Genomic DNA, 25,298 nt, shown 5'->3' with positions numbered 1-25,298 from the left:
CTCGCGCTTGGCAGTCAGGATGGCTGGACTTGGTCCCAGTGGGCGATGGCTTCGGTGGGGTCCGGGCTCACGAGGCGTTCCAGACCGGCCGTCGTGATCTCCGCCCACCTGCCGGCCCGTGCCCACATCTGTTCCTCGAAGGCGCGGACGGCCTCATCCAGATCTCCAGGGCCGGCGGCGACGTAAGCGACGAGGTCCATGCACAGGCTCAAGCCCTGCTGGTGGCGCCTAGAAGCGCCGCAGAAGGGCGCAAGTCCCGCCGGACACCACGTCCCTACATCTTCAGAGGCCTGCTCTTCTGTGGCGGCTGTGAACGGCGGATGCAGGGAAGCTGGAACAACGACAAGGCGCACTACCGCTGCACGTTCCCCAAGGAGTACGCCCAGGCCAACAGCGTGAAGCATCCCCGATCGGTCTATGTGCGCGAGGAGCTGATCGTCGAGCCGCTCGATCATTGGCTGGCCACGGTCTTCGACCCAGAGCGGTTCCCGACGACGATCCAGGCCATGACCAACTCGCAACTCGCGAGTGACCATCGGATGGCCGCCGTTGAAGCCGCCCGCCAGGCCGTCGCCGAGTGTGAACGCAAGCCGGTGGGCTATCGCGCAGTTTTTGATGCTTGGGACCGACCCGGTGGTGGTCGCCGACTGGATCGCCGAGACAGAAGCCAAGCGAAAGGTCGAGCAGATGCGCCTGGACCAGGCGATCACCAAGGTTCCTAGAAGACTCACTGAGGAGGAGATCGCTGCCATGCTTCGAAGCTCGGCGACCTTCGGAAACTGCTCCACAGCGCCGATCCACGGGACAAGACTGATGTGTACGAGCAGCTCGGCCTGCATATGACCTACGACCCGGCCAAGAAAAACATTGATCGCCGGAGCTCAGCTCCGGCGATCATGTACCAAATTGTGTCCGAGGGGGGACTTGAACCGTTCGCCTATCTCGTTGAGCAGGGCGAACAATGGCTTGAGCTGGACTGAGGTGCCTGCCCTGGGAGCTCGTTGGGGCGGGGCTGAGGAACGAAGCTCCGAACCGGCGATCGCCCCCAACCCCGTACGGCGACAAACCACAGCCAGGCGATCGTGAGGCCGATATCTGTGTGTCCCTCTCAACCGGAAGATCAAAATCATCTTCTGCTATGAGATTGCCGCATGGACCCTCTCCCGAGAACAAGACGAGAACCTCTGACGTGCGGATTTGAACCCCGCATGGGTTGCCACCAAACTGCATTAGCAGCTCGGATCTTGCCCGTCCCGATCGGTTCATCCTGGGCCAACGGGCGCGTACGGTCCACCTGAAACAGCATAGGAGGGCCTTAGATCGCAACTGGAACTGCAACTGAGGATCGTCAGTCACGGTTGGCATGATCTCGGTGGTGCGCCTGCTCCGGCGGGCGGCTATACCGCCTTAGTAACATGGCCCTTACTTGCTGGTCTCGACCTCCAGGCGGGAGTTACGCTACGTACTCCACGATAAGCAGATGAGTCGCATAAGGGAGCATCTCTATGGAAACCCCTGAAGCTAGCGATTACTGGCTATATAGATGGGTCGACGAGTACGAAATATATGATCCAGCAAGAGTGATCGACCTGTTCCGATACCCTGGCCCCGTGGCAAGACTCGTAGAGATTGCCAAAGAAGAGCCGACGCATCCATCAGACCATCGAATGCCTGACGCTACGATTATGGCCGGCCGAGGAATTGACCTCTCCGGCACCATGGGATGCCTGGACTTCGCTTGCATGCAGGAAGAGATAGAATTTAGCTATCCAAGAATCCTAACATATTTCGATCATGTAGTCGTAGAGGGTTACAGGGCTGACGGCTTTCTTGATCGCATAAATCGAACGAAAAAGAAGGACTTGGGCAAGCTTATTCATGCTCTGTCTGAGCAGATTGAATTGCTGCTATACATCCGGAACGTTGGCCTTGATCGGCATATTATCTTCGACCGCAAGAGTATGCGAACCCACCTCTGCTCCGACTGCAAAGTGAAGCATGGAAGCGACGTAGGTTTTATCCTCGAAAATCTTTATGACAAGAAAGTGCTCGACGAAATAAAAGCGCGCCTGCGAAGAGAGGCTGACGTCTCCTCGTACTGGCTTCCACCTGACAGATGGTGGTTCAAAATCACACACGAGTTCTTTTCCGAGCCAGCAAAAGTCGCGATAGCTGGCTCTAAGAGCCGTCGGCCACGTCGAGAAGATGTGATTAAGCAAGTCTTCGAGGAATGCTCTTATGGACTACTGTCGGACTATGATTCTTCGGATCACTTCAAAATTCCTCTGGCTAAAGCGCTTAGTGCATCATGGGTAAATGCCGAACAAGAAGTAGCGGACGAAGTCGCCGTAGCTCTCGACTTGCCACTCCCTTCAATCGAAGGCATGCCTTTGGGTGATTTGATAAAGCTCAGGGAAGACGAGCAGCCATACTTCGAAAACTTTCGCCAAGCACTTAGAGAAGCCATTCGCTCTCAGCTAGAGAAGCGCGGGTCGGCCGCTCCTCAAGACATAGCTCGCGCGGTGGAACGTGAGTACATTACGCCCGCACTTGCTGACATCGAAAGACGCCTGCGAGTCAGTCGAAGAACATTTGCTGCAAAGACGAGCGCAAGCGTTGCCCTGGGATCAACAATCACTACAGTTGGCCTTATAGGATCACTTCCATTGATCATTGCAACGGGAGTCGCCGCCACAGCTACGTCGCTAACGCATATCTATAAATACTATGACGATCTCGGTCCTGTGCAATTGTCCGACATGTACTTTCTGTGGAAGGTAAGGAAAAGGATCCGTAAGCATCAGTAACGCTCCCTGCACGGGTAGTGCTTGGGATGCCAAGCCGTCAGAGCTGCGCCAGGTGGCTCAGTGGGCCGGGGCTGAGGAACGAAGCTTTGGCGCGTCGATCGCCCCCAATTCTGCACGGCGATCAATCACCCCCAGGCGATCGTAAGGGCTGCACTTGTGCGGTTGTTTTATCGTGAAAGCGGACGAGAACTATGGCATGCGCCTGAGTATTGAGACGACGGACTTATGAGGAAGCGGGCTTTCCGTCAAGCTGGATGGCCTCTGTATCGGGACCCCACATGTCGAGCAAGCTCCGTCTATCCTCCGCAGAGAATAGCGAGTATAGATGGATATGCTGCCATTCAGCATTTACTGTGGGAGTCCAGTAACGGCTATCGCTGCCGTTGCCATGGAATTCCATGATTAGCGCATTTATCTCTAGATCGTAACACTCCCTAGTGCTGACATGTGCGGGGTCGGGAAAGTTGTTACGGAAGATCATGTTATATTTCGGCTGAAAGAAACGAATCAAAGCTGCTTCGATAAGTGCGACGCCTTCCCTGGACGTGAAGTCTTTGCTCTGCGTCCAAGCTACTAGATCCATGATTCGTTGTAAATTCTCCTCCTCGCCCTCGATCTCCGCTTCTAGGTGCGGAGTCATGGTTTGCATAAGAACAACGTCAGTTATTTTGCATAGGGAGAGCCACACCTCTTTATCGGGCGACAATTCAGAGTAGATCCTCTGTAGAGTTGAGTGGCTGCGTAGGCGATCAAACGCAGATCTTTCACCCTCCTTCCCGAATGCCTGTCCCACATATAGAACTTCCTGATCGAAGATGTTGCCAGGCAGGCCTTTTATGTTGTATCCACGTAGAAATAGTGCAACTGGAGCCGAGAAATATAGCTCACCCTGCTGATCGAAGACACGCATAAAGTCGTGAGGCCATTCGGTCTTAAGTGTGAATCCTTCCTGCTCTGGTGGAATGCGCATACGGATTGGGTGCTCATGGAACTCGCCCGCATGCTGAACCCGGAGGATTGCGCGAAATATTGAGTTTGCGAATTCGCCGCTGTTTGGCGCTATGGATAGCCTAGGCTGCTGGCTTACGATATAGATGTGACAGCCCTCTAGTTGTTCCGCAGGAAGCAGTTCAAACTCTCGTTGGCGGCCGAAGCGCTGCGGCGTGCATACAAGTGTTAGGCCGAACTCGTGTGCGAATTTTCTGTTGGCCATAGCCCTCCACAGCAAGACAGACCTTATAGTTATCAGGGCATGTCTGAGACAGCTTGTCAAGGCAGGAACATATCTCGCTCAACGCTGGTGCCATAGGGCGTATCATCTCCATCGTTTCGGAATGGTGCGGAAGAACGCTGAGCTGCAAGCGGCTTCGAAAGAGTGATGCGCGGGCCGAGCGCGGCCGTGCGCGAGAACGGCCTCCAGGCCGCACGCGCAGCGTGCGGCCGCGCTCGGCCCGCGCCGGCGGCGCGCAGCGCCGCCCTTGATACCTATGAGATCAATTCGGCAAGTTCTGTGAGTGCGCGCTTCCAAGGGTAGGCGTCGATTCGGTCGCCTCCCGAACTCGGCGGATGCGGCTCGAACTGGTCTGGGCCGAACAGGACGCGCACGCCATCGGTGCGTAGGTCCTCGATGCTGCGGCGGAATGGTGTGCGGGAGGCCAGGGCGCTGTTGACGAACGGCAGGATGACAACTGGGATGCCCAAGCCTGGGGCTTCGGAGAGAATTCCTAGGGCGTAGGTGTCGGCGATGCCTTGGGCGAACTTGTTGATCGTGTTGTACGTGGCGGGGGCGACGATGATCGCATCGGCGCGGGGTGATCTCGGCTCGTCGGGCTTGCGGTACTGGCTGCGGACGGGGAACCCGGTCTGCTTCTCCAACACGGGGATGTCGATGAAGTCGAGGGCCGGCGGGGTGGCGACGATCTGGACGGTCCAGCCTTGGTCGTGGGCGAGGGCGACGAGGCGGCCGACGTCCGGGGCGGGTCCTGCGGCGCAGACGATGATGTAGAGGACCTTGCCGGGTTGGGTCACGCGCTGACTCCCAAGGTTGCCGCGTACTCGCGGGCTTCGCGGCGGACGCTGATCGGGGCGGTTGCCAGGATGTCACGTACCAGCCGGAGAGCCGCGGGGCGGCCGGTGATTTCCTCGGGGGCGAGCTCACCTGCGGCGCGCAGGATGTGCAGCGCCTTGTCATGCTGGTTCCACATCAGGAACGCGCGGGAGGTGTCGAGTAGCAGCGTGGCCTTGCGTTCGCTGATCGGGAGCTTGTCCAACTCGACCTGGCGGGCGTAGTCGATGGCGGTGCCGGCATCCCCCAGACGGAGGGCGACATTGGCACGGTGGCAAAGGACGTTATTCGGGCCGAACGCGGTCCACATGTGATTGCCGTCGTGCCCCAGTCGTGTGCCTGCTTCGGCGGCTTCGTCGAGGAGTTCGACGGTGTTGTGCCGGTCCCCGGTGTTGGCGGCAGCGACGGCTCCGCGTAGCAGGAGGGATCCGTAGATCGACAGGTCGTCGGGGGACGGGGCAGCAAGGTCGGTGTCCATGCGTTGGGCTGCGCTGCGTGCGGAGTCGGTGGCGGCGCAGTGGTGGCCGCCGTCCATCAGGGCGTGGGTGATGATGCGGGAGCTTGAGCCGATCATGAGGGGGCTCTGGCTGGCGTGCGCGGCTTGGACGCTGCGATCTGCGGCGAGCCAGGCGAGTCCCTTGTCCTCCTGTTTGAGCAGGATGGAGGCGGTCACGTGGTACGCCTCGGCGCACAGCATGTAGGCGCGTAGCCGGTCGTCGCCGTTCAGCGTGGTGCTGGCGGCACGGAGTTTGCTGAGCAGGGCCGGCAGTTTGGCGGTTACCTGCGCGTATCGGCATGCCTGGTAGTTGCGCTTGGCGGTGCTGACTGCGGTGGCGAGTGCGTCGAGGTCGATCGGGCCGTTTGTGGGCGTGGAGTAATCGACGAGTGCGGCGGCGAGGTTTTCGATATTGAGGCCGGTGTCCTGGGTGGGGCCGGGCTGTCCGATTACTGAGCTGAACAGGGCGGCCCCCGTGAGGCCGACGAATTCGCGGCGTCGCACGTTCTCGTCCTCTCCTCTTTCGACGAGATTCACAGCGCGTGGTGCATTTGCAAGGGTATCAACCGCTTTGGGGGAATCCACGTGAGTGCGGGTGCGTCTGGTGGGCGCGAAGCCCAGGTCTTCCGGGTCCTGGTGTGTGAGCTCGGTCAAGGCCAGTCGGTACGGCTCGCGCGGCCATGTGACCTCGCCCGCCTCCCAGCGGCGTATGCGCTCCTCGTCGCAGGCGAGGTTGTACTTGATCCCGCTCCTGGTGAGGTTGACCATTTTGGCCATTTCGGCGCGGGTCAAATCGGCCTGCTGCCGCCAGTTCCGAAGTAGCACATTGGGTGTTGCCTCGGGCATACCTGGCCTGCTTTCCGATGGTGGATCGAAAAGGGGTTAAGAGGGGGGCCTCTTAGCGGGTCCCCTGATTCTGATTTGCCGGTGAACTTGCCATCAATCAACCACGGTACGTCAAGCGGACTTCCGCCACAGGGAGTACCGAACGACTCGCGAGGAGATGGCGACGGTGACCCGGCCAGACGAGAACAGCGAGGCAAGGCTCTGCCCTGCGTGTCGGGGGCTCGGTTACAAGCTGAAGGGCTCGCGCCGCGCCCTCCTGATTGGCAACGACGGGGAGGAGCCCGAAGGGATTGGGGAGCGGGAGTGTCTCGACTGCCTCGGAAGAGGCCGGGCCGAAGGGAGCGGGAGATGAATCCGATCGCGGCCGAACTGGCGGCGGATGTCATGCGGTGGGCTGCGGGGCGCATGCTCGTGCGGCTGCGTGATGAGCTCACTGTCCTCGGCGTGAATGCAGAACTGCGTGACAACAACAGTGCGCTGATGGTGGCCCGGCCCCATCCGGGGCTGCCGGTGCGGGTGTTCATCGAGTACCACGGTGCTTACTACTCCTGGCCGGACGCCGACATGCGGCATCCGACCAACGATCCGCGGGGTGCGGCCTTGATCCTGGCGGAGTACGTCAAGGGTCGCTGAGACGGGTGCGGCGAGGCCGTGACGGTGCTCCGGCCAGAGGGCCGGTGGTGCTTGCTGCCTCGTCGCGTCTCGCTGTCCAGTTGCCGGGCCTGGGTTGCTTGAGCTAAGCGTGGACAGCAGGGGCAGGCCAGGGATACGCTCAAACTTGGTAAAACAACCTGTCGGGTGTTGGACGGTCAGAATGTCGCTAGAGTCCGTGCCGCCGAAGTATGCGCAGCTTGTGCAGGCCCTTCAACGGCGTATCGAGTCGGGGGCCTACCCGCCCGGCTCCCTCCTCCCCAGCGAACACCAGCTCATCCAAGAGTTCGGCGTCTCGCGCCCCACCGTTGTCGCCGCGCTGCGGGTGATGCGTGAGCAGGGTTGGATCGAGTCCCAGCAGGGCAAGGGGCGTTTCGTGCGTGGCCGTCCCGCGATGGCAGCCGTGGAGCCCAACCGTCCCGGGCAGGCGTACCTGACCAATCCGGAGACCAATGCCCCCGGTGAGCTGATCGAGGCCGGCGCCGTCGCGCTGCCCAATCGGGTGGCGGCGTTGCTGGAGGCACAGCCCAAGAGCAAGGCGTTCCTGCGTCGACGTCTGGTCGTCCGAGATGGCGAGCCGAGTGAATTGGTCTCGCTTTGGCTGCCCCTGGAGCTGTCGGAGGGCACCGACCTGACGAGTGGCGAGCCGTTGCCGCAGGGCATCCGGCAGCATCTCCAGTCCCGCAAGGGGATCCGCTTTGATCACATCGTGGAGCAGATCACCGCGCGCATGCCTACCGCTCAGGAGGTCAAGCAGCTCGGCATGCCCAAGAACGTCCCGCTCCTGGCGGTCTTCGGGGCTGTCCGGGATGCCTCCGGTCGTCCCCTGGTCGTGGTGGAGGTGCTGCTTCCGGCCGACCGTCACGAGTTGGAAGACGCCTATCCGGTTCGGTAGGGCACGATGATGACTTGGTGCGCGTCCTCATAGATCACGTTGCCGGGGTCGGCCATTTCGACGCGCACGCACGCCACCTCGTGTGTGGCAAGGATCTCCAGGTAGCCGGAGACCCGGTCGATGAGATGGCCGGCCGTTAGCTTGAACCAGGCGGTGGCTCCTGGGTTGCGTTCCCGGTTGTAGATGTCGGGGTCCACGTTGCTGGGGTCGATCAGGTTCGCGTGGTACCAGGCATGCGTCTCGGTCTTGAAGCGCTCTTCCTCGGGTGAGAGTCTGTCCCGTTTGGCGAGGTCGTTGACGAGGCCGAAGACGCCGGGATGGACTCCTCGTGCGTTGGGGCTGGGGCTTTGAAACCGCACGTACACCTGTGGCTCCTCCTTGATCGTGAGGGCTGTGTCTACCGGATCGGTTAGAGGTGTGTCACTCCAGCTAGGTCACTTGACGTAGCAAGTTTGTGAGTCGTATCTTCAGAGCATCACTTGATAGGTCAAGTGTCTGACATCCAAGAAGGGGGCCGTCATGGCTCTGCAAGGTCCTATCCCCGTCACCTTCGCCATGGTCTTCCCACGAGGCTGCTACATCGTCGGTGAGGTCGAGCCCGTCAAGGACTTCGACGCCTCGTCCAACGGCCGGTTCGTGCAGGCCCGTGACAAGCAGACCGCAGAGCTGGTCTGGCAGGTCGCGGTCATGGACGGTGACCCGACCCTCAAGCCCGCCCAGAAGACCGTGGCGGTCAAGATCCTCGCCCCGGTCCAGCCGGTGCCCCCGCAGCCGATGCCGGGCCTGCCATTCACGCCGGTCGAGTTCGACGGCATGTCCGTCACCCCGTACGTCAACGCCGCCGGTCGCCTCGCCTACTCGATCAAGGTCCACGAGATGCACGCTCCCCGCCAGAGCGCCCCGAACAAGGCCGGAAAGGACGCCGCCTGATGACCCGTCGTCGTACCCCTCGAACCAGCGTGATCCGGCTGACCACCGGCCGGACCGCCAGAACCCTGCTCCACCCCTACGGCCACCGTGAGCCCGTGCTGGCGCTCGACTTCGGAGCCGCCTGCGTCCTGGTCACCACCGCCGGTCCGGTGACCGCGGAGGACCTGACGTTCGCGCGCCAACTCGCCCGCGAGACCGCCCGCTACGCCCGCTCGGTCGAGCGCTCCTTCCGAGCCCTGGGCGACCGTGAGGTGGCTCCCAAGAGGAGGGCGGCGTGAGCAACGTCGGCCCTTACACCTACGCCACGCTGACGATGCGGCCGGACAACGCCCCGCATCTGGCCGTTTCGTTCTACACGCCCAAGCTGCGAGTCAGCTCCGGAATGCTGCTCAGCAACCCGCGCCCGTTCCTGGAATTCACTTCGCACGAGGCCAACGTGCACATCTCCACCACCGGCGCGGGGCCGGTCACCGATGCCGACCTGGCGATCGCCCGAGAGATCTTCACCGCAGCCGCTCGTTACCTGGCTGACTGCGAGCGACTGCACACCGATCAGTCAGCCGCTGACATGACCGCCAACGACCCGGCGGCCTGACCAAGCAAGGCGGGGCCGCCAGAAGCGGCAACTTCCGGCGGCCCCTTGGTTCTCCCACGATCCACATCACGAGAGGCATTCAGCTTATGTTCCGCAGGCTTCCCGGTGACGAGGCGCGCAACCTCGTCTCCACCACCCCCGACACGGCCGTCGTCTTCCGCCCGGCCGTCGTCAAGACCCCCGCCATCATCACCATCGTCATCCTCGCCTGGCGGCTGCTCGCCGGGCTCGTCCGTACGATCTGGCGCCACCCCATCGCCGTCGTGGTCCTGGCGGTGCCGTCCGTGCTGTGCTGGCTGTACGGCTGGCAGACCGCTCTGCTCCTCCTCTCGCCGGCGCCAGCAGGGCTCATCGCCTGGGCTCTCGCCGGCCGTTCCTCGTTCGCCAGGTGGGTCGGCTGGCGGCTGCTGGCCTGGTGGCGGCTCGTCTGGGTCTACCGGCGACACTGGCAACCTGTCATGATCGTCTCCGGTCTCGGCAGACATTTGTGGGGACGCGATTACCTCCCCAGGCTCGGCAAGGTCACATGCACCCCGTGGGCCGACCTCGTCACCGTTCGCATGCTCAAAGGGCAGTCAGTCAAGGACTGGGCCGACCGCCTCGACCACCTCGCCCAAGGGTTCGGCTCCGCCTCATGCCGAGTAGCGCTGTCACGGGGCGGTCGCCTCACGCTCACCTTTCCCAGGCATGACCCGCTGGCCGAACGCATCCCGGCGCTTCCCATGCCCTGCTCGCCGACCGTGGGGCCGGTCGAGATCGGAAAGCAGGAGGACGGGCAACCCTGGCTGCTCAAGGTTCACGGCACACACGTCCTGGTCGCGGGCGCCACCGGAGCGGGCAAGGGCTCGATCATCTGGTCAACGATCCGCGGGCTCCTTCCCGCCGTCCGCGTGGGCCTGGTCGAGATCTGGGCCCTGGACCCCAAACTGATGGAACTGTCCTACGGACGCGACCTGTTCGGCAGCCGGTACGCCGCCACCCCGGAGGAATGCGCCGACCTCCTCGACCAGGCCGTGTCCGTCATGCAGAAGCGCGCGGCCCGTTTCGCCGGCATCCAGCGCTCCCACACCCCGACCGTGGATGACCCCTTCGTCCTGGTGGTGGTCGACGAGGTGGCGTTCCTGACCGCGTACCAGTCCGACAGGGAGCTGAAACGGCGGATCTCGGCCGCGCTGGCCACCCTCACGACTCAGGGCCGTGCTGTGGGTGTGGGTGTCCTGGCGGCTCTCCAGGACCCACGCAAGGAGGTCATGAACATCCGCAACCTGTTCCCCGACAAGATCGCGCTTCGGCTGGACGAGTCCGAACAGGTGGACATGGTCCTCGGCGATGGCGCGCGGGATCGGGGAGCGCTGGCCGACCACATCTCACCCGTCCCAGGACTGGGCGCCGGCGTCGGCTACGTCCGGCTGGAGACCTCGCCCGACCCGATCCGCGTCCGTGCCGCCTACGTCTCCGACGCCGACATCCGCGCCATGGCCGACGCCTTCGCTGCCGGAGAGGACGCCTGATGAAGGTCTGCTTCCACGGCACCGCCGAAGAGATCGAGCTGGTGGCAGGACGTTCGGTCCTCCTTATGCTCACCGTCCGGGACCTGCCCCGCGTGCGAGCGTTCGAGATCTTCCACACCCACATCAGTCGCCACCCCTACCAAGGCCTCTACCGGCTGTGCGCCGAGCTGGCCGAGACGGAGGGCAGCGACCGTGCGTGACCTCTCCAACCTCCTTGACGGGCTGCGCTGCTCGGAGTGCCTGAGCGAGAACACGCTCTGGTTGGACCTGGCGGCGGGCCTGGTCGAATGCCGCGAGTGCGGCCAAGGCGCCCTCTTTGACCCCGACCACGAGGGGGACGATCTTTGACCTACGACCGCGCGTTGCCCCGCGCCGAACGGCTGGCTATGCCCCTTGCCCGCGATGTGGCCGAAGAGGTCGCCAAGCAGTACGGGGTGTGCATCCAGCCCATCCCTCTGAAGCGGCTCGACACCCACACCGGAGTCTGGGAGATCGTCGATGTCCCGTGCGGAGCCACCCTGGAGGCCAAGTGCCCGCCGTGTGCCAAGCGCAACCGGCACCTGCGCATGGCCCAATGCCGGGAAGGCTGGCACCTCGACCAAGAACCCGCGATCACGCCGGACGAGCCGAACGAGGAACAGCGTTGGCTGGTCGAGTTCCGCGCTGACGTCCAAGCCCAACGCGACGCGGCAGACCAAGCGGGCCAGGACACCACCGACCTTGACGAGCTGATCGTCGGGCTCGATGAGGAGATCAACGCGGCGGGCATGCGTGGCAACGTCCTCGGCCGGACGCTCCCCAAGCGCAACCGCTCGACCAGACGACGGCAGGACGCCCCCGAACTGCCCAAGCGCAAAATGATCAACTCCACGCTCGGGCGGACCTTCACCAGCTCGGACGGCAAGGTCTACCGGCCTTCCCTGTTCGTCACTCTCACCCTCCCGTCCTACGGCAAGGTCAAGGACGGGGTTCCCGTCGAGCCCGACACCTACGACTACGCCCGCGCCGCTCGTGACGCGCTGCACTTCTCCAAGCTCGTCGACCGATTCGTGCAGAACCTGCGCCGCGTCGCTGGCTACGACGTGCAGTACTTCGCAGCTGTGGAGCCACAAAAGCGGCTCGCGCCGCACCTGCACATGGCCATCCGCGGAACCCTGCCACGCGCGGAGATCAAGCAGATAGCCGCCGCCACCTACCACCAGGTCTGGTGGCCGGCGGCCGACAAGGTCGTCTTCGGCGGCAATCACCTGCCCGTCTGGGAGGACGGCACGGGCTATCTCGACCCCAGCACGGGTGAGGTGTTGCCTACCTGGGACCAGGCGCTCGACCAGCTCGACGTGGACGAGACCGCCGAACCCCTGCATGTGATCCGGTTCGGCGTCCAGGTGGACGTGCAAGGCGTGCTCGCGGGCACCCCGGACGCCGACCAGTGCGTCCGTTACCTGTCCAAGTACCTCACCAAGTCGCTCAGTGACAGTCTCGACCCGGACCACCAGGCCCGGCGCGACCATGCTGCACGCCTGGCTGAGGCGCTGCGCTACGAGCCCTGCTCGCCGGCCTGCTCGAACTGGCTGCGTTACGGCGTCCAGCCCAAGGGAGCCAAGCCGGGCATGGCTCCCGGCCAGTGTCGAGGCAAGGCCCACAAGCCCGAACACCTCGGTTACGCGGGGCGCCGCGTCCTGGTCTCCCGCAAGTGGTCCAACAAGACCCTCGCCGAGCACAAGCAGGACCGCCGTACCTGGGTCCTGGAAGCCCTCGGCCAGACCGACCAACCGACCGATCCACACCGCTACGTCTGGAAGCCCGTCCCGGCCGGAGACGCCAACCTCGCACCGTTGGCGCTCCGGCTCCTGCGCTCGGTGGCCGAACGGCAACGCTGGCGCGCCCACATGGCCCGACTCCAAGCCGAGGCGGGCGACCAAGATCCTTCGGCAAGTGAGGGGAGGGCGGCATGAAGGCGGTGAACGAGCTGTCGGTCGTCCTCCCACCTGTTCCCACATTGAACGCGAGCGCTGCGGCGGAGTTGCTCGCGATCCTGTTGGAGGCTCGGGAGTCCCAGAGCGTCCACGCCGACGCCGCCTGAGGAGCGACATGGACACCATTCGATTCGGCTTCTACGGCCGAGTTTCCACGGAGGACAACCAAGACCCCGCGTCGTCGCGAGCATGGCAGATCACACGTTCCCGTGCGCTCATCGAGCCACGTGGGGGAGTGATCGTCACCGAGTTCTTCGACGTGGACAAGTCACGCTCGATCCCCTGGCAGCGTCGTCCGCAGGCGGCGGAGCTCCTGGTCGGGCTACGAGACCATGATCGCGGGTTCGAGGCCGTGGTGATCGGTGAGCCTCACCGGGCCTTCTACGGCAACCAGTACGGCCTGACGTTCCCGATCTTCGAGCACTTCGGCGTGCCGCTGTGGGTGCCGGAGGTGGGTGGTCCCATCGATCCGACGAACGAGGCGCACGATCTTGTGATGAGCGTCTTCGGCGGCATGAGCAAGGGAGAGCGCAACCGCGTCAAGGTCCGCGTCCGCAGTGCCATGGGTGCCCAAGCGCAGATGGAAGGCCGATTTCTCGGCGGGCGTCCGCCGTACGGCTACATCTTGGTGGATGCCGGTCCGCACCCCAACCCGGCGAAAGCGGCGGATGGCCGGCGGTTGCATCGGCTCGAACTCGACCCCGTCGCCTGGGCCGTGGTCGCTCGAATCTTCGCCGACTTCCTCTCGGGTTACGGCATCTTCGCCATCGCCGAGAGGCTGACGCGAGAGGGCATCCTGTGTCCCTCCGCTCATGATCCCGGACGCAACCGCCACCGGTCCGGGATCGCCTGGTCCAAGGGCGCCGTACGCGCCATCCTGCTCAACCCTCGTTACACCGGCTATCAGGTATGGAACAGGCAGCGGAAGGACGAGGTCCTGATCGATGTGGATGACGTCGGCCTCGGGCACATGCCCAAGCTCCGCTGGAACCCCAAGGACAAGTGGATCTGGTCGGACGCCCCGGCGCATCCACCGATCGTGAGCCGGGAGGACTTCGAGGCAGCGCAACAGACGCTCCACAGTCGGGGTGACCGCTACACCGACAAGACTGTCAGGCGAGCTCAGCGCGTGTACCAGCTCCGCGGACGACTCATCTGCGGGCTCTGTGACCGCAAGATGCAAGGGCATTGGGCCAACGAAATGCCCTACTACCGGTGCAGGTTCCCAGAGGAGTACGCGCTCGCCAACCGCGTGACGCACCCACGCAACGTCTACCTACGCGAGATCGACGTAGCTCCCAAGCTCGACCGCTGGTTGGCACGCCTGTTCACCCCGTCGAACATCGACCGCACCTTGGACCTTCTGCTGACAGCGCACGAAGCGCCGTCCCCGGTACTGCACGAGACCGAAGCCATCAAGCGGCAGATGGCCGAATGTGATCGGAAGCTGGCTCGCCACCGCGCGGCCCTGGAAGCCGGCGCCGACCCGGTGCTCATCGCGAGTTGGATGAGCGAGGAGCAAGGTCGGAAGACTGAGCTGCAACACAGGCTCAAGCGGTTTCCCGTCGCCCGGCCCCGTCTCCTCGATCGCGACGGCCTGGCTGCGTCCCTGCGCGATCTGGGGAGCCTCGTCGACGTTCTGGGGAGAGCGGACCCCACGCGCAAAGCCAAGATCTACGCGAGCCTCGGCCTGGAGCTGGTCTACCACCCCTCACAACATAAAGTCCTGGTCGCTGTCTCCAGCAACCAGGACCATATGGGGTACGGGTCTGTGTCCGAGGGGGGACTTGAACCCCCATGCCCATCACTGGGCACTAGCACCTCAAGCTAGCGCGTCTGCCTATTCCGCCACCCGGACTTGGTGCCTGCACGCGGGACCGTCATCTCGCGTCGGCTCAGTAAGGTTAGCAAACTCTGAGGGGTGCTTCATACCAAGAATCCAGTCGCTCCTCCGGGGTGTCTCCCGGGGGCGGGAAATGGGGCGGGCGGGGGCTCCTGATGGGGCTTCGGTGGCATACGCAAGAGGGTGTTGTGGCAGTTGGGGATGCTTTGGGGCATGGGGAGTTGGTGAATTTCTGGGTCTCCGATGAAAAGGCCTTGCGGCAACTTTGAGTGCTGCTACGGTTACGGACCGTTGAGGGGTGAGTCCATGGGCCGGCCTCACGACAAATGAGGCCGGTTCTGGAGTGCGGGAGGTCACGTGGCGCGCATGGTGATGCAGCGGAGGGCTGGGGCCCTCGGTGTGCATCGCCTGCCCGTGACCGTCCCGGCGCAGGACGAGACCACCGATTGGGTCGACCGGATGGCGCGGTTCGCGGCCGGTGCCCGTCGGCTCGTCGTGCGGGCAGTCACGATTGGCGCCCTGGTGGCCGCCGGGTGGCTGTTCGCGCTCGTCTTCGGCATGATCACCGCCGCCCCGGCGGCCGCCGAAGCGGCGACTCCGACGGCGGACACGCAAGTGAGGTCCACGGCCGCGCAGCCCGTGGACGATGTGTCCGCCCAGGTGTCTCGATCCCTCATCAGCCCGGACGGCGCCACGGCGTCCGACAACGACAACGCCGAGGCCATGGCCGGGCGTACGGTTGACGGGCTCAACAGCCAGCAGGATCCTGGCCTGCCAACACCGTCCACCGCCGGAAAGATCCTGGACACCAATGGCTTGGTGCCCAACGGCGGTGGCAGCGGCTCGTTCGGAGCCGCTGCGGGTGACGTCGCGAGGTCAGTTTTCGACCCGCGGCTGCAGGTGCTCCGCGCCCTCGTGGCGCGGGTGCCTGCCCCCGTCGTCCGCACAGCGGCGGACGACCCCTCCTTCTCGCCTGACTGACCCCGCCTGCAGCTGCCGGTCCTTTCGCTGACCGGCCCCTTTCCAAAACAACGCGGCTGAGTGCGGTCTGAACGCCTCTCCGCCGGCGGGTGCACAGCGTGCGCAAAGGCGCACAAACACGTCAGTTCAGCTGTTCGCGAATCCGAGGTCTCCGCTGTGCGTGAAACCTCGCACGGCCTCGGGCTGCCCGCGAACTGTTCCCTTTATCCCCCCGAAGAACCACTAGGAGCATTCATCATGCGTACGTGGGCAAAGGCATCTACTCCCGCGGCCCTGCTGGCCGTCGCCGTCATGTCGTTCGGCCCCGGCACTGCTCTTGCCGACACCTCGGGCGACGCGTCCGTCGGCGGCGGCAACCAGGTCGACCTGCCGATCTCCCTGCCCATCGACATCAGCGGCAACGCCGTCGGCGTGGTCGGCAGCTCCGAGGCCTCCTCGCAGGGCGGCGCGCAGGTCGTCAACAAGGGCGGCATCCCCGGCAACAGGACCTCGGGCAACGCGAGCGTGCTCGGCGGCAACCAGGTGAACGCGCCCATCAGCGCCCCGATCAACGCCTGTGGCAACGCCGTCTCCCTGGTCGGCAGGTCCGACGCGGGCTGCAGGGGCGGCGCCGCCGTCCGCAACCAGGGCAAGGGCGGCGCGGGCGGTAACCGTACCTCCGGCGACGCCAGCGTGCTCGGCGGGAACCAGATCACCGCGCCGATCTCCGCGCCGATCAACGCCTGCGGCAACGCGGTCGCGATCTTCGGCGAGGCGACGGCGGGCTGCAAGGGCGGCTCCAGCGTCCACAACACCGGAGTGGGCGCGGGCGGCAACCGCACCTCGGGCAACGCGAGCGTGCTGGGCGGCAACCAGGTCGTCGCCCCGATCTCCGCGCCGGTGAACATCTGCGGCAACTCCGTCGCGGTCGTCGGACGGGCGTTCTCGGGCTGCAAGGGCGGCTCGAGCGTCACCAACGACGGCGGCCGGCGCGGCGGCTACCACGGTCCCCACGGCCCCGTGGGCTCCTCGGGCAACGACACCGACGGGCGCTTCGGGGTGGGCAGCGGCAACCAGGTGATCGCCCCGATCAGCGTGCCCGTGAACGTCTGCGGCAACGCCGTGGGCAACGCGGCCGCCAGGTGCGAGGGCGGCTCCAAGGTCGAGAACACCCGATCCGGGTCCGGGGCGGGCGGCAACGTCACCTCCGGCCAGGCGGGCGTCCTCAGCGGCAACCAGGTGGTGGCCCCGATCAGCGCCCCCGTGAACGTCTGCGGCAACGCCGTCGCGGTCATCGGGCACGCGTTCGCCGGCTGCAAGGGTGGAGCCCGCGTGAAGAACGGCGGCACGGGAGCCGGCGGCAACCGCACCTCCGGCCGCGCCGGCGTGCTGAGCGGCAACCAGATCGTCGCGCCGATCACCGCTCCCATCAACATCTGCGGCAACGCGGCGGCCGTGCTCGGCGCGTCCAGGGCCCACTGCAAGGGCGGCGCCAAGGTCGACCGGACCGGTGGCGGCGGCAACCGCACCTCCGGCCGCGCCGGGGTCCTCGCGGGCAACCAGATCATCGCGCCGATCGCCGCGCCGATCAACGTCTGCGGCAACGCGGCGGCCGTCCTCGGTGACGCCGCGGCCGGGTGTCTCGGCGGGGCGAACGTCGGCAAGCCGGACCACCCGCACGGGTACGTCCGCGGCGGCGTCGAGAAGATGGCCGAGAAGGGCGCCAAGGGCGGGCTGCTGCCCATGCTCCCCGCCGTCCCGGCCCTCGGCGGCCTGCAGGACATCGCCGGCGTCACCCAGCCGGCGCAGGGCCTGACCGGGGTTCCCCGGCAACTGGGCGTGACCGGTCAGCTCCAGGACGTCGCGGGCACGGGTCTCACCTCGGTGCCGCTGGTCGAGGACGCCTCCCGTACGTTCGGCCTGCCGAGCCTGCCCGAGCTGCCCGGCCTGCCCGGCCAGGCGCAGACCCCGGCCCAGCCGAAGAAGAAGACGCACGCGGCCGGCCAGGTCGACGGTGCCGGGCGTCCCGCCCCGTCGAGCGGCGCCGTGTCCGTGCTCGACCCGGCGACCGACCTGGTGGGCGGCACCCCGGCCGGTGGCGCTGTGGCCTCGGCCACCCGCGGCCTGCCGGTCAGCGGCCTGATGAGCGCCGAGCAGCCCGCCGGCCTCGGGGGGATGAACTCGAGCTCCCTGCTGGCCCTCGTGCTCGGCTCGATGTTCGCCGCCTCGGCGACGCTGTTCGGGACCGCCCGCCGGTTCCGGCTCGGCCGGAAGTAAGGGAATCAGGCAGCACGTAACAAGGACGGCTACCGCTCACAGCCTGTGAGCGGTCAGCGTTAGACGCTTTGCCCGTTCCGGGGGCGCGGCCCGGGGCGGGCAAAGCCATGTCCGGGGTTCAAAGCGTGCTGCGCACCCGCATAACCTTGCGACGCAGCCGCACCTGGCGGCTCCCGTCGGGGTACACGCGTACGCGGGCCAGCTCCCACTGCCCGTACTCTGCGTGTTCGGTCAGCAGTTGACGTGCTGCTTCGCGAGTGAGGTCGCGTGGAATGAAGATATCCATGTAGGAGTAGTCGACCACAACGATTAGTCTCCAGGGTGAGTCAGGGCGCCATGCCGCTCGATGGGGCTTATTCTGCGTGCTTGTGGGTGGACCCGGAAGCTAGTGGGTAGCCCGGGGGAAGGAAATTTCCGCGAGTCGGGTTACCTTTCAGTCTGTGCCGACTCCCGGCAGGGGGATTTGCAAAGCGAACAGCGAGGTAGGAAGCAGCGTGCCAGCCAAGAACGGCAGCGCCGGCGGAACACGCCTGGTGATCGTCGAGTCGCCCGCGAAGGCGAAGACGATCGCCGGGTACCTCGGGCGCGGCTACATCGTCGAATCGAGCATCGGCCACATCCGTGACCTTCCGGAGAAGGCCGACGACATCCCCGAGAAGTACAAGGGGGCCCCATGGGCTCGCCTCGGGGTCAATGTCGAGCACGAGTTCGAGCCGCTGTACGTCGTCAACCCCGACAAGCGGTCGCAGGTCAACAAACTGCGGCAGCTGTTGAAGGACGCCGACGAGCTCTACCTGGCCACTGACGAGGACCGCGAGGGCGAGGCCATCGCCTGGCACCTGCGCGAGGTGCTCAAGCCCAAGGTCCCGGTGCACCGCATGGTGTTCCACGAGATCACCCCGCAGGCCATCCAGGACGCCGTGGCCAACCCGCGCGACCTCAACCTGCGCCTCGTCGACGCCCAGGAGACCCGGCGCATCCTCGACCGCCTCTACGGCTACGAGGTCAGCCCGGTCCTGTGGAAGAAGGTCAAGCCCCGCCTGTCGGCCGGTCGCGTGCAGTCCGTGGCGACGCGGCTGGTGGTGGAGCGCGAGCGGGAGCGCATGGCGTTCACGCCCGCCCACTACTGGGACCTGCAGGCGCTCTTCGACACGAACAAGCCCGAGGAGCGGCCCCGCGACTTCACCGCGACCCTCACGGGGGTCGACGGCAAGCGGGTGGCGCAGGGCCGCGACTTCGCCAGCACGGGGCGGCTCAAGAACGCCGACGTGCTCCACCTGTCCGAGGAGGCCGCGGGCGAGCTGGCCGGGCGGCTGAGCGGCGCGTCGTTCGCGGTCAAGTCCGTCGAGCGCAAGCCGTACACGCGCAAGCCGTACGCGCCGTTCCGGACGACCACGCTGCAGCAGGAGGCCAGCCGGAAGCTGGGGTTCTCCGCGAAGTACACGATGCAGGTGGCGCAGCGGCTCTACGAGAACGGCTTCATCACCTACATGCGTACCGACAGCATCACGCTGTCGGAGACCGCCGTGGCGGCCGCCAGGTCCCAGGCGATCAAGCTGTACGGGGCCGCCTACGTGCCCGACAAGCCGCGCGTCTACACCAGCAAGGTGAAGAGCGCGCAGGAGGCGCACGAGGCGATCCGCCCGTCGGGCGAGGAGTTCCGCACGCCGGGCGAGACCGGGCTGTCGGGCGACATGTTCCGGCTGTACGAGCTGATCTGGCAGCGTACGGTGTCCTCGCAGATGAAGGACGCGGTCGGCGAGTCGATCACGGTCAAGGTGCGCGGCAGGTCGTCGTCCGGCGAGGACGTCGAGTTCAGCGCCTCCGGCCGGACGATCACGTTCTACGGGTTCCTCAAGGCGTACGTGGAGGGGGCCGACGACCCCTCGACCGACCGCGACGACTCCGAGAAGCGGCTGCCCAACCTGGCGGAGGGCGACGCGCTCAGCGTCAGCAGGCTCGACGTGGCGGGCCACTCGACCAAGCCGCCCGCGCGCTACACCGAGGCGTCGCTGGTCAAGGAGCTGGAGGACCGCGAGATCGGGCGGCCCTCGACGTACGCCTCGATCATCGGGACCATCCTCGACCGCGGCTACGTGTTCAAGAAGGGCACGGCGCTGGTGCCGTCGTTCCTGGCCTTCGCCGTGGTCAACCTGCTGGAGCAGCATTTCGGCAACCTGGTCGACTACGACTTCACCGCCGAGATGGAGAAGGTCCTCGACGACATCGCCAACGACCGGGCGGAGCGGGTGCCCGAGCTGCAGCGCTTCTACTACGGCTCCGACGGCGACGAGGGTCTGAAGGAGATGGTCACCGACCTCGGTGACATCGACGCCAAGGAGATCAGCTCGTTCCCGGTCAGGGGCTCGGACATCGTGCTGCGGGTCGGGCGCTACGGGCCCTACCTCGACAGGGACGGCGCGCGGGTCAACGTGCCCGAGGACATGACGCCCGACGAGCTGACGGCGGAGAAGGCCGAGGAGCTGTTCTCCAGGCCGACGGGCGACCGGGAGCTCGGGCAGGACCCGGTGACCGGGAACATGATCGTGGCCAAGGACGGCCGGTACGGGCCGTATGTGACGGAGGTCCTGCCCGAGCCGCCCGAGGAAGAGGCGCCCAAGCGACGGACGAGGAAGGCCGACGCGCCCAAGCCGCGCACGGCCTCGCTGTTCAAGACGATGTCGCTGGACACGATCACGATCGAGGACGCGCTCAAGCTGCTGGCGATCCCCAGGCTCGTCGGCGAGCTGGAGGGCGAGGAGGTCGTGGCCTACAACGGCAAGTTCGGCCCGTACCTGAAGAAGGGCACCGACTCGCGCTCGCTGGCCTCGGAAGAAGACCTGCTGACGGTCACGATCGACCAGGCCAAGGAGCTGTTCGCGCAGCCTAAGCAGCGCGGCCGGCGGGCCGCGGCGGCGGCGCCGCTGCGCGAGCTGGGCAACGACCCCAGCTCCAAGAAGCCGATCGTGGTGAAGGAGGGCCGGTTCGGGCCCTATGTGACCGACGGCGAGACGAACGCGTCGCTGCGCAAGGACGACACGGTCGAGGACATCACGACCGAGCGGGCGGCCGAGTTGCTGGCCGAGCGGCGCGAGCGGGCGCCGGCGGCCAAGAAGACCACCACGAGGAAGGCGCCGGCGAAGAAGGCTCCCGCGAAGAAGCCGGCGGCCAAGTCGTAGGGCGAACCGCGAGACCTGCGGGGCCGCCGGACGCGGCCCCGCAAGTAGCATCGATGCTGTGATCGTCTTGTTCTTCGCGGGCCTGGTCCTGCTGGCACACCTTTATCTGTGGCAGCGGATGGTCCGTTCCACCACCGGCCCCGGGCGGCTGCGCAAGGCGCTGACGTGGGGCGTGGTGGGGCTGACGGTGCTCGTCGTGGCCACGTTCGCGGCCACGCGGATGGACTTCGGGCACTGGCTGGCCTGGCCGGGCTACATCTGGCTGGCGCTGATGTTCTACCTGATCGTCTTCCTCGTGGTGCTGGAGGTGCCGCGGGCGGTGGCCGCCCTCTTCCTGCGCAGGGCCGCGCGGAAGGCTGTGGCGCGCGAGGCGGCGCCGGTGCCCGTGCCCGCCATGGCGGGCGCCCCGGCGCCCCCCGAGCCCGCCCCGGAGGCGGCCCCGATCAGCAGGAGGCTCTTCCTGGGGCGCACCACCGCCGCCATCGCGGGCGCGGGAGCGCTGGGCACGGTCGGGTACGGCATGACGAGCGCCCTGGGCGATCCCGTGATCGAACGCGTGAAGGTGGCGCTGCCGAAGCTGGACCCGCGGCTCGGCGGCCTGCGGTTCGCCGTGGTGAGCGACATCCACCTGGGGCCGCTCACGGGCAGGGGCCACACCGAGCGGATCGTCCGCATGATCAACGGGCTCGAGGCCGACGTGGTGGCGATCGTCGGCGACCTGGTGGACGGGTCGGTGGCCCAGTTGGGGGCGCTGGCGCAGCCGTTGAAGAGCCTTGAGTCCCGCTACGGGGCATATTTCGTGACCGGTAACCACGAATACTTCGCTCCCAGCGGGCCCATGGAGTGGATCGAGGAGCTCGACCAGCTCGGCGTACGCTCGCTGCGAAACGAGCGCGTGGAGATCAGGCACCAGGGCGCCGTGCTCGACCTGGCCGGGGTCAACGACCTCAACGGCGCCGCCGCGGGCGACGGCCCCGACTTCGACAAGGCGCTGGGCGGCCGGGACCCCGGCCGGTCCACGGTGCTGCTGGCGCACCAGCCGGTCCAGGTCGACCAGGCCGCTCGCCACGGCGTCGACCTGCAGCTGTCCGGCCACACGCACGGCGGGCAGATCGCGCCGTTCAACCTGGTGGTGGGCCTGCAGCAGCCCGTGGTCTCCGGCCTGGCCACCGTCGACGGGGTGCAGGTCTACGTCACCAGGGGTGCCGGGTTCTGGGGCCCGCCGGTGCGCGTCGGGGCGCCGCCCGAGATCACGCTGCTGGAGTTGCGTCGCTGACTTTCCGCGATCCACTGGTCACCTGCGGTCATGATGGCGTAGAGTATCCAACCGGATACTGATCGGAGGTGGGGGATGGTCTCCTCGCCTATGGAGGCGGCGCACGTCGCTTTCTGGGCCAAGCGTGGCGGGCAGCTGTTCAAGCAGGCCAGGCACGCCGCCAGCATGAACCAGCGGGTCCTGGCCAGCGTGAGCGGCACGTCGAGGACCACGCTGTCGGCCTACGAGCACGGCAGGAAGTCACCGACGCTGGAGACCGCGGGGCGCATTCTCGACGCGGCCGGCTTCCGGCTGGCGCTGGAGGCCAAGGTCGAGTTCGCCGCCCGCGCGGGCGGCGGGCGGACGTTCCACGTGCCGAGCCGGCTGCGGCGGCTGCCGGTCGCGGCGGCGCTGGGCGTCGTGCGGCTGCGCGACCGGGTCTACGACCTGGCCGACCGGGAGGCGCGCCGGGCCGCCTACACCGCGCTGCTGTGCGAGGGCGATCCCCAGGAGCTGCTCGATCACGTGGACGGGGTGCTGCTCGTCGAGCTGTGGAGCGAGCTGGAGCTGCCCGAGGAGATCCGTGCCGAGTGGGGGCCGCTGGTGGAAGAGGCCCGGCTTGAGGCTGGAGTTATGAATTGATGATGCTTTTGGGGGCCTATTCGAGGCATGCGGCCTGCACGCTGGCCCGCGTACGTAATACTCTCAGCCCCGAGTCAGCCGGGAATATCCGGTTCGTCCGTTGTCCGCCGACTTCCTGGATACGCTGAAATCATGACTGCCCCTGGCCGGAGCCGCCCGGCCCACGTGCTGGCCAATGCGCCGTTCAGACGGCTTTGGATGGCCATGTCGGTGTGCAGCCTGGGCGACTGGCTCAACATCCTGGCGCTGACCGCCCTGGCCGGTAACCTCACGCAGAGCGACTACCGGCTGCAGTCACTGGCGGTGGGCGGGGTGTTCATCGCCAAGATGCTGCCCGCCGTGCTGCTCGGGCCGCTCGCGGGGGTGTTCGCCGACCGGTTCGACCGGCGGCTGACGATGGTCGCGGCCGACCTGGCCAGGTTCGCCGTGGTGCTGTCGATCCCGTTCGTCCGCAGCTATGAGTGGGTCATCGTCGCGACCGTCCTGGTCGAGTGCGTCAACCTGTTCTGGGTCCCGGCCAAGGACGCCACGGTGCCCAACCTGGTGCGCAAGGACGAGCTCGAGTCGGCCAACCGGCTCAACCTGCTGGTCACGTACGGCACCGCGCCGGTCGCGGCCATCCTGTTCGCGGCGCTGTCCTTGGTGGGCGACGTGATGAAGAGCACGGTGCCGTTCATGTCCGGCCAGGACGCCACGTCGCTGGCGCTGGTCGTCAACGCTTGCGCCTACCTCGTCTCGGCCGCCCTGATCTTCACGCTGCGCGACATCCCCAAGCGTGACGGCGCCGTCTCCGCGCCCTCCGTGTTCAAGCAGATCGTCGAGGGCTGGCGGTTCGTGGGCCGCAACCGGCTGGTGCGCGGGCTGATCATCGGCATGCTGGGGGCGTTCGCGGCAGGCGGTGCCGTGGTCGGCGTCGCGAAGATCTACGTCGAGGCGCTCGGCGGCGGCGACGCGGCCTACGGCGTCGTGTTCGGCGCGGTCTTCGTCGGCATGGCGCTGGGCATGTTCTTCGGCCTCCGGCTGCTGCGCGAGCTGTCGCGCCGGCGGCTGTTCGGCCTGGCAATCACCTTCGCAGGGCTGGTGCTGGTGGCCACCGCCCTGGTGCACAACCTGGCGATCGTGGTCATGCTGACCGTGCTGCTGGGGGCGTGCGCGGGCATCGCGTGGATCATCGGTTACACGATGATCGGGCTCGAGGTCGAAGACGGGCTGCGGGGCCGTACGTTCTCGTTCCTGCAGTCCACGGCGCGGGTGACCTTGCTGCTCGTGGTTGCCGTGGCCAACCCGCTGGCGGCGATCTTCGGCGTCCACTGGCTGCGGTTCGGCGAGCTCGCCTACCGGTTCGACGGCTCCAACCTGGTGCTGGTCGTCGGCGGGGTGCTCGCGATGGTCGTGGGCGTCCTCGCGCTGCGGCACATGGACGACAGGAAGGGCATCTCCCTGGCCGGCGACCTGATCGCGGCGGTGCGCGGCGAGCGGTTCCCGGCCGAGGCGGCCGAGGCGGTGCCAGGGCTGTTCGTGGCGTTCGAGGGCGGCGAGGGGTCGGGCAAGACGACCCAGTCGCGGCTGATCGCCATCTGGCTACGTGACCAGGGCTACGACGTGGTGCAGACGCGCGAGCCGGGCTCGACCAAGGTCGGCATGCGGCTGCGGGCGATCCTGCTCGACGCGGCCGAGCGCGGGATGTCGGCGCGCTCCGAGGCCCTGCTGTACGCCGCCGACCGGGCCGAGCACGTGGAGAAGGTGATCCGGCCCGCGCTCTACCGGGGCTCGCTCGTGATCACCGACCGCTACGTGGACTCGTCGCTGGCCTACCAGGGGGCCGGGCGGGCGCTCGACCCCAAGGACGTGTCCAAGATCAACGCCTGGGCCACCGGCGGGCTGGTGCCGCACCTGACGGTGCTCATCGACACGCCGCCGGAGATCGGGCTGACCCGGCTGGGCGGGGCCGCCGACCGGATCGAGTCGGAGCCGCTGGACTTCCACGAGCGGGTGCGCAAGGAGTTCCGGGCGCTGGCCGCGGCGGCGCCGGAGCGTTACCTGGTGGTGGACGGCACGCTGCCGTCCGAGGTGATCACCCGCCAGGTCCAGGACCGGATCCGCGAGATCCTGCCGGACCCGGTGCCGCAGGAGTCCGAGGACGCCACGGGCACGATGCCTGCCATTCGCGGCGATTGGACGATGCCTACCATTCGCGACTAACCCCTCTTCGAGGACGGTGTCTCCTGGTGGCAGGCGGGCGCCGTCTTCATGGGCGCGGGCGCCTCTGGGACGGGTGGGCGCGTCTTGGGCGCGGCGGTGCGTTCTGGAGGGCGCTCGAAGGTGGCGGCTCGGGGTGCGTACGGGCGTGGGGAGTGCCGTCGGCGGCTA

Annotated in this window: 25 protein-coding genes, 1 tRNA gene and 1 pseudogene; 20 read left to right on the top strand and 7 right to left on the bottom strand. The window is 66.3% G+C overall.

Annotated features, from left to right (window positions below):
* Positions 1-38 precede the first annotated feature (38 nt).
* The 3 genes from ABZS69_RS04725 (at position 39) to ABZS69_RS04715 (ending at position 2,807) form a co-directional block, all read left to right on the top strand.
* Entirely contained in the window at positions 39-722 is a 684-nt protein-coding gene (locus ABZS69_RS04725) for a zinc ribbon domain-containing protein (RefSeq protein WP_355366451.1), read from the top strand.
* 93 nt (positions 723-815) lie between these two features.
* Entirely contained in the window at positions 816-980 is a 165-nt protein-coding gene (locus tag ABZS69_RS04720) for a hypothetical protein (RefSeq protein ID WP_355366448.1), read from the top strand.
* A 630-nt stretch (positions 981-1,610) separates the two neighbouring features.
* Entirely contained in the window at positions 1,611-2,807 is a 1,197-nt protein-coding gene (locus ABZS69_RS04715) for a hypothetical protein (protein WP_355366445.1), read from the top strand.
* A 223-nt stretch (positions 2,808-3,030) separates the two neighbouring features.
* On the opposite strand, the gene ABZS69_RS04710 is transcribed toward ABZS69_RS04715, so the two are convergent.
* From ABZS69_RS04710 to ABZS69_RS04700, 3 genes are all read right to left on the bottom strand, one after another.
* Positions 3,031-4,020, bottom strand: coding sequence for a hypothetical protein (locus ABZS69_RS04710; protein WP_355366442.1), 990 nt, complete (start codon positions 4,018-4,020; stop codon positions 3,031-3,033).
* A 272-nt stretch (positions 4,021-4,292) separates the two neighbouring features.
* On the bottom strand, positions 4,293-4,835 hold the full coding sequence (locus ABZS69_RS04705) for a flavoprotein (RefSeq protein WP_355366439.1): 543 nt from the start codon (positions 4,833-4,835) through the stop codon (positions 4,293-4,295).
* A complete protein-coding gene (locus ABZS69_RS04700; protein ID WP_355366436.1) occupies positions 4,832-6,214 on the bottom strand; it encodes an XRE family transcriptional regulator in 1,383 nt (460 codons plus the stop codon). The genes ABZS69_RS04705 and ABZS69_RS04700 overlap by 4 nt, the downstream gene beginning before the upstream one ends.
* A 348-nt stretch (positions 6,215-6,562) precedes the next feature.
* Between ABZS69_RS04700 and ABZS69_RS04695 the strand changes: the two genes are divergently transcribed.
* Positions 6,563-6,847 carry a hypothetical protein gene (locus ABZS69_RS04695; RefSeq protein WP_355366433.1) on the top strand — a complete coding sequence of 95 codons (285 nt, stop codon included), beginning with the start codon at positions 6,563-6,565 and terminating at the stop codon, positions 6,845-6,847.
* A 181-nt stretch (positions 6,848-7,028) separates the two neighbouring features.
* Positions 7,029-7,760 carry a GntR family transcriptional regulator gene (locus ABZS69_RS04690; RefSeq protein WP_355366430.1) on the top strand — a complete coding sequence of 244 codons (732 nt, stop codon included), beginning with the start codon at positions 7,029-7,031 and terminating at the stop codon, positions 7,758-7,760.
* On the opposite strand, the gene ABZS69_RS04685 is transcribed toward ABZS69_RS04690, so the two are convergent.
* Positions 7,745-8,125, bottom strand: a complete 381-nt coding sequence (locus ABZS69_RS04685; RefSeq protein ID WP_355366427.1) for a hypothetical protein — start codon at positions 8,123-8,125, stop codon at positions 7,745-7,747. The two genes, ABZS69_RS04690 and ABZS69_RS04685, sit on opposite strands and share 16 nt — an antisense overlap.
* A 154-nt stretch (positions 8,126-8,279) precedes the next feature.
* On the opposite strand from ABZS69_RS04685, the gene ABZS69_RS04680 reads away from it, so the two are divergent.
* From ABZS69_RS04680 to ABZS69_RS04640, 9 genes and pseudogenes are all read left to right on the top strand, one after another.
* Entirely contained in the window at positions 8,280-8,690 is a 411-nt protein-coding gene (locus tag ABZS69_RS04680) for a plasmid replication, integration and excision activator (protein ID WP_355366424.1), read from the top strand.
* The gene (locus tag ABZS69_RS04675; protein WP_355366421.1) at positions 8,690-8,968 is read left to right on the top strand and encodes a hypothetical protein; all 279 of its coding nucleotides are present in this window, start codon (positions 8,690-8,692) and stop codon (positions 8,966-8,968) included. The genes ABZS69_RS04680 and ABZS69_RS04675 overlap by 1 nt, the downstream gene beginning before the upstream one ends.
* Entirely contained in the window at positions 8,965-9,285 is a 321-nt protein-coding gene (locus tag ABZS69_RS04670; protein WP_355366418.1) for a hypothetical protein, read from the top strand. Before ABZS69_RS04675 ends, ABZS69_RS04670 begins: the two co-directional genes overlap by 4 nt.
* An 86-nt stretch (positions 9,286-9,371) precedes the next feature.
* Positions 9,372-10,796 carry an FtsK/SpoIIIE domain-containing protein gene (locus ABZS69_RS04665; RefSeq protein ID WP_355366415.1) on the top strand — a complete coding sequence of 475 codons (1,425 nt, stop codon included), beginning with the start codon at positions 9,372-9,374 and terminating at the stop codon, positions 10,794-10,796.
* On the top strand, positions 10,796-10,996 hold the full coding sequence (locus ABZS69_RS04660; protein ID WP_355366412.1) for a hypothetical protein: 201 nt from the start codon (positions 10,796-10,798) through the stop codon (positions 10,994-10,996). The genes ABZS69_RS04665 and ABZS69_RS04660 overlap by 1 nt, the downstream gene beginning before the upstream one ends.
* The gene (locus ABZS69_RS04655; RefSeq protein ID WP_355366409.1) at positions 10,989-11,144 is read left to right on the top strand and encodes a hypothetical protein; all 156 of its coding nucleotides are present in this window, start codon (positions 10,989-10,991) and stop codon (positions 11,142-11,144) included. Before ABZS69_RS04660 ends, ABZS69_RS04655 begins: the two co-directional genes overlap by 8 nt.
* 38 nt (positions 11,145-11,182) lie before the next feature.
* Positions 11,183-12,751: a replication initiator gene (locus ABZS69_RS04650; RefSeq protein ID WP_355366932.1), complete on the top strand. Its 1,569-nt coding sequence runs from the start codon at positions 11,183-11,185 to the stop codon at positions 12,749-12,751.
* Positions 12,748-12,879, top strand: a complete 132-nt coding sequence (locus tag ABZS69_RS04645; protein WP_355366406.1) for a hypothetical protein — start codon at positions 12,748-12,750, stop codon at positions 12,877-12,879. The genes ABZS69_RS04650 and ABZS69_RS04645 overlap by 4 nt, the downstream gene beginning before the upstream one ends.
* An 8-nt stretch (positions 12,880-12,887) precedes the next feature.
* Positions 12,888-14,003, top strand: a pseudogene (locus ABZS69_RS04640) (recombinase family protein); the annotation flags it as partial.
* A gap of 45 nt (positions 14,004-14,048) precedes the next feature.
* On the opposite strand, the gene ABZS69_RS04635 reads toward ABZS69_RS04640, so the two are convergent.
* Complete coding sequence (locus ABZS69_RS04635; RefSeq protein ID WP_355366403.1) at positions 14,049-14,480, bottom strand: hypothetical protein; 432 nt, start codon at positions 14,478-14,480, stop codon at positions 14,049-14,051.
* A 64-nt stretch (positions 14,481-14,544) separates the two neighbouring features.
* Positions 14,545-14,630 (bottom strand) — tRNA-Leu (locus tag ABZS69_RS04630).
* Positions 14,631-14,981: 351 nt separating this feature from the next.
* Here ABZS69_RS04630 and ABZS69_RS04625 point away from each other — a divergent pair.
* Together ABZS69_RS04625 and ABZS69_RS04620 are read left to right on the top strand one after the other, a co-directional pair.
* Positions 14,982-15,596 (top strand): hypothetical protein, encoded by a 615-nt coding sequence (locus ABZS69_RS04625; protein WP_355366929.1) that lies wholly within the window; start codon positions 14,982-14,984, stop codon positions 15,594-15,596.
* A 237-nt stretch (positions 15,597-15,833) separates the two neighbouring features.
* Positions 15,834-17,852, top strand: coding sequence for a chaplin family protein (locus ABZS69_RS04620; protein ID WP_355366400.1), 2,019 nt, complete (start codon positions 15,834-15,836; stop codon positions 17,850-17,852).
* Between the two features lie 118 nt (positions 17,853-17,970).
* Here the strand turns inward: ABZS69_RS04620 and ABZS69_RS04615 are convergent, their stop codons facing one another.
* Positions 17,971-18,156 (bottom strand): DUF5703 family protein, encoded by a 186-nt coding sequence (locus tag ABZS69_RS04615; RefSeq protein WP_355366397.1) that lies wholly within the window; start codon positions 18,154-18,156, stop codon positions 17,971-17,973.
* A 190-nt stretch (positions 18,157-18,346) separates the two neighbouring features.
* Here ABZS69_RS04615 and topA point away from each other — a divergent pair, with 190 nt between their 5' ends.
* From topA to tmk, 4 genes are all read left to right on the top strand, one after another.
* Positions 18,347-21,031, top strand: a complete 2,685-nt coding sequence (gene topA, locus ABZS69_RS04610) for a type I DNA topoisomerase (protein WP_355366394.1) — start codon at positions 18,347-18,349, stop codon at positions 21,029-21,031.
* A gap of 58 nt (positions 21,032-21,089) precedes the next feature.
* Complete coding sequence (locus tag ABZS69_RS04605; protein WP_355366391.1) at positions 21,090-22,307, top strand: metallophosphoesterase; 1,218 nt, start codon at positions 21,090-21,092, stop codon at positions 22,305-22,307.
* Between the two features lie 75 nt (positions 22,308-22,382).
* Positions 22,383-22,928 carry a helix-turn-helix transcriptional regulator gene (locus tag ABZS69_RS04600; RefSeq protein ID WP_355366388.1) on the top strand — a complete coding sequence of 182 codons (546 nt, stop codon included), beginning with the start codon at positions 22,383-22,385 and terminating at the stop codon, positions 22,926-22,928.
* A gap of 132 nt (positions 22,929-23,060) precedes the next feature.
* Entirely contained in the window at positions 23,061-25,130 is a 2,070-nt protein-coding gene (gene tmk, locus ABZS69_RS04595; RefSeq protein ID WP_355366385.1) for a dTMP kinase, read from the top strand.
* Positions 25,131-25,298: the final 168 nt, after the last annotated feature.

This window comes from Nonomuraea sp. NPDC005650 (assembly GCF_040605375.1).
GTDB lineage: Bacteria > Actinomycetota > Actinomycetes > Streptosporangiales > Streptosporangiaceae > Nonomuraea.
Note: the sequence above shows the minus strand (reverse complement) of the source record. Positions and strands in the feature narration are given on the sequence as shown.

Bases quoted from the DNA above. Each gene is read 5' to 3' on its own strand.
- ABZS69_RS04710 (WP_355366442.1), bottom strand. From the start codon at position 4,020: ATGGCCAACAGAAAATTCGCACACGAGTTCGGCCTAACACTTGTATGC.
- ABZS69_RS04700 (WP_355366436.1), bottom strand. From the start codon at position 6,214: ATGCCCGAGGCAACACCCAATGTGCTACTTCGGAACTGGCGGCAGCAG.
- ABZS69_RS04695 (WP_355366433.1), top strand. From the start codon at position 6,563: ATGAATCCGATCGCGGCCGAACTGGCGGCGGATGTCATGCGGTGGGCT.
- ABZS69_RS04690 (WP_355366430.1), top strand. From the start codon at position 7,029: ATGTCGCTAGAGTCCGTGCCGCCGAAGTATGCGCAGCTTGTGCAGGCC.
- ABZS69_RS04680 (WP_355366424.1), top strand. From the start codon at position 8,280: ATGGCTCTGCAAGGTCCTATCCCCGTCACCTTCGCCATGGTCTTCCCA.
- ABZS69_RS04675 (WP_355366421.1), top strand. From the start codon at position 8,690: ATGACCCGTCGTCGTACCCCTCGAACCAGCGTGATCCGGCTGACCACC.
- ABZS69_RS04665 (WP_355366415.1), top strand. From the start codon at position 9,372: ATGTTCCGCAGGCTTCCCGGTGACGAGGCGCGCAACCTCGTCTCCACC.
- ABZS69_RS04660 (WP_355366412.1), top strand. From the start codon at position 10,796: ATGAAGGTCTGCTTCCACGGCACCGCCGAAGAGATCGAGCTGGTGGCA.
- ABZS69_RS04650 (WP_355366932.1), top strand. From the start codon at position 11,183: ATGCCCCTTGCCCGCGATGTGGCCGAAGAGGTCGCCAAGCAGTACGGG.
- ABZS69_RS04645 (WP_355366406.1), top strand. From the start codon at position 12,748: ATGAAGGCGGTGAACGAGCTGTCGGTCGTCCTCCCACCTGTTCCCACA.
- ABZS69_RS04625 (WP_355366929.1), top strand. From the start codon at position 14,982: ATGGTGATGCAGCGGAGGGCTGGGGCCCTCGGTGTGCATCGCCTGCCC.
- ABZS69_RS04620 (WP_355366400.1), top strand. From the start codon at position 15,834: ATGCGTACGTGGGCAAAGGCATCTACTCCCGCGGCCCTGCTGGCCGTC.
- ABZS69_RS04600 (WP_355366388.1), top strand. From the start codon at position 22,383: ATGGTCTCCTCGCCTATGGAGGCGGCGCACGTCGCTTTCTGGGCCAAG.
- tmk (WP_355366385.1), top strand. From the start codon at position 23,061: ATGACTGCCCCTGGCCGGAGCCGCCCGGCCCACGTGCTGGCCAATGCG.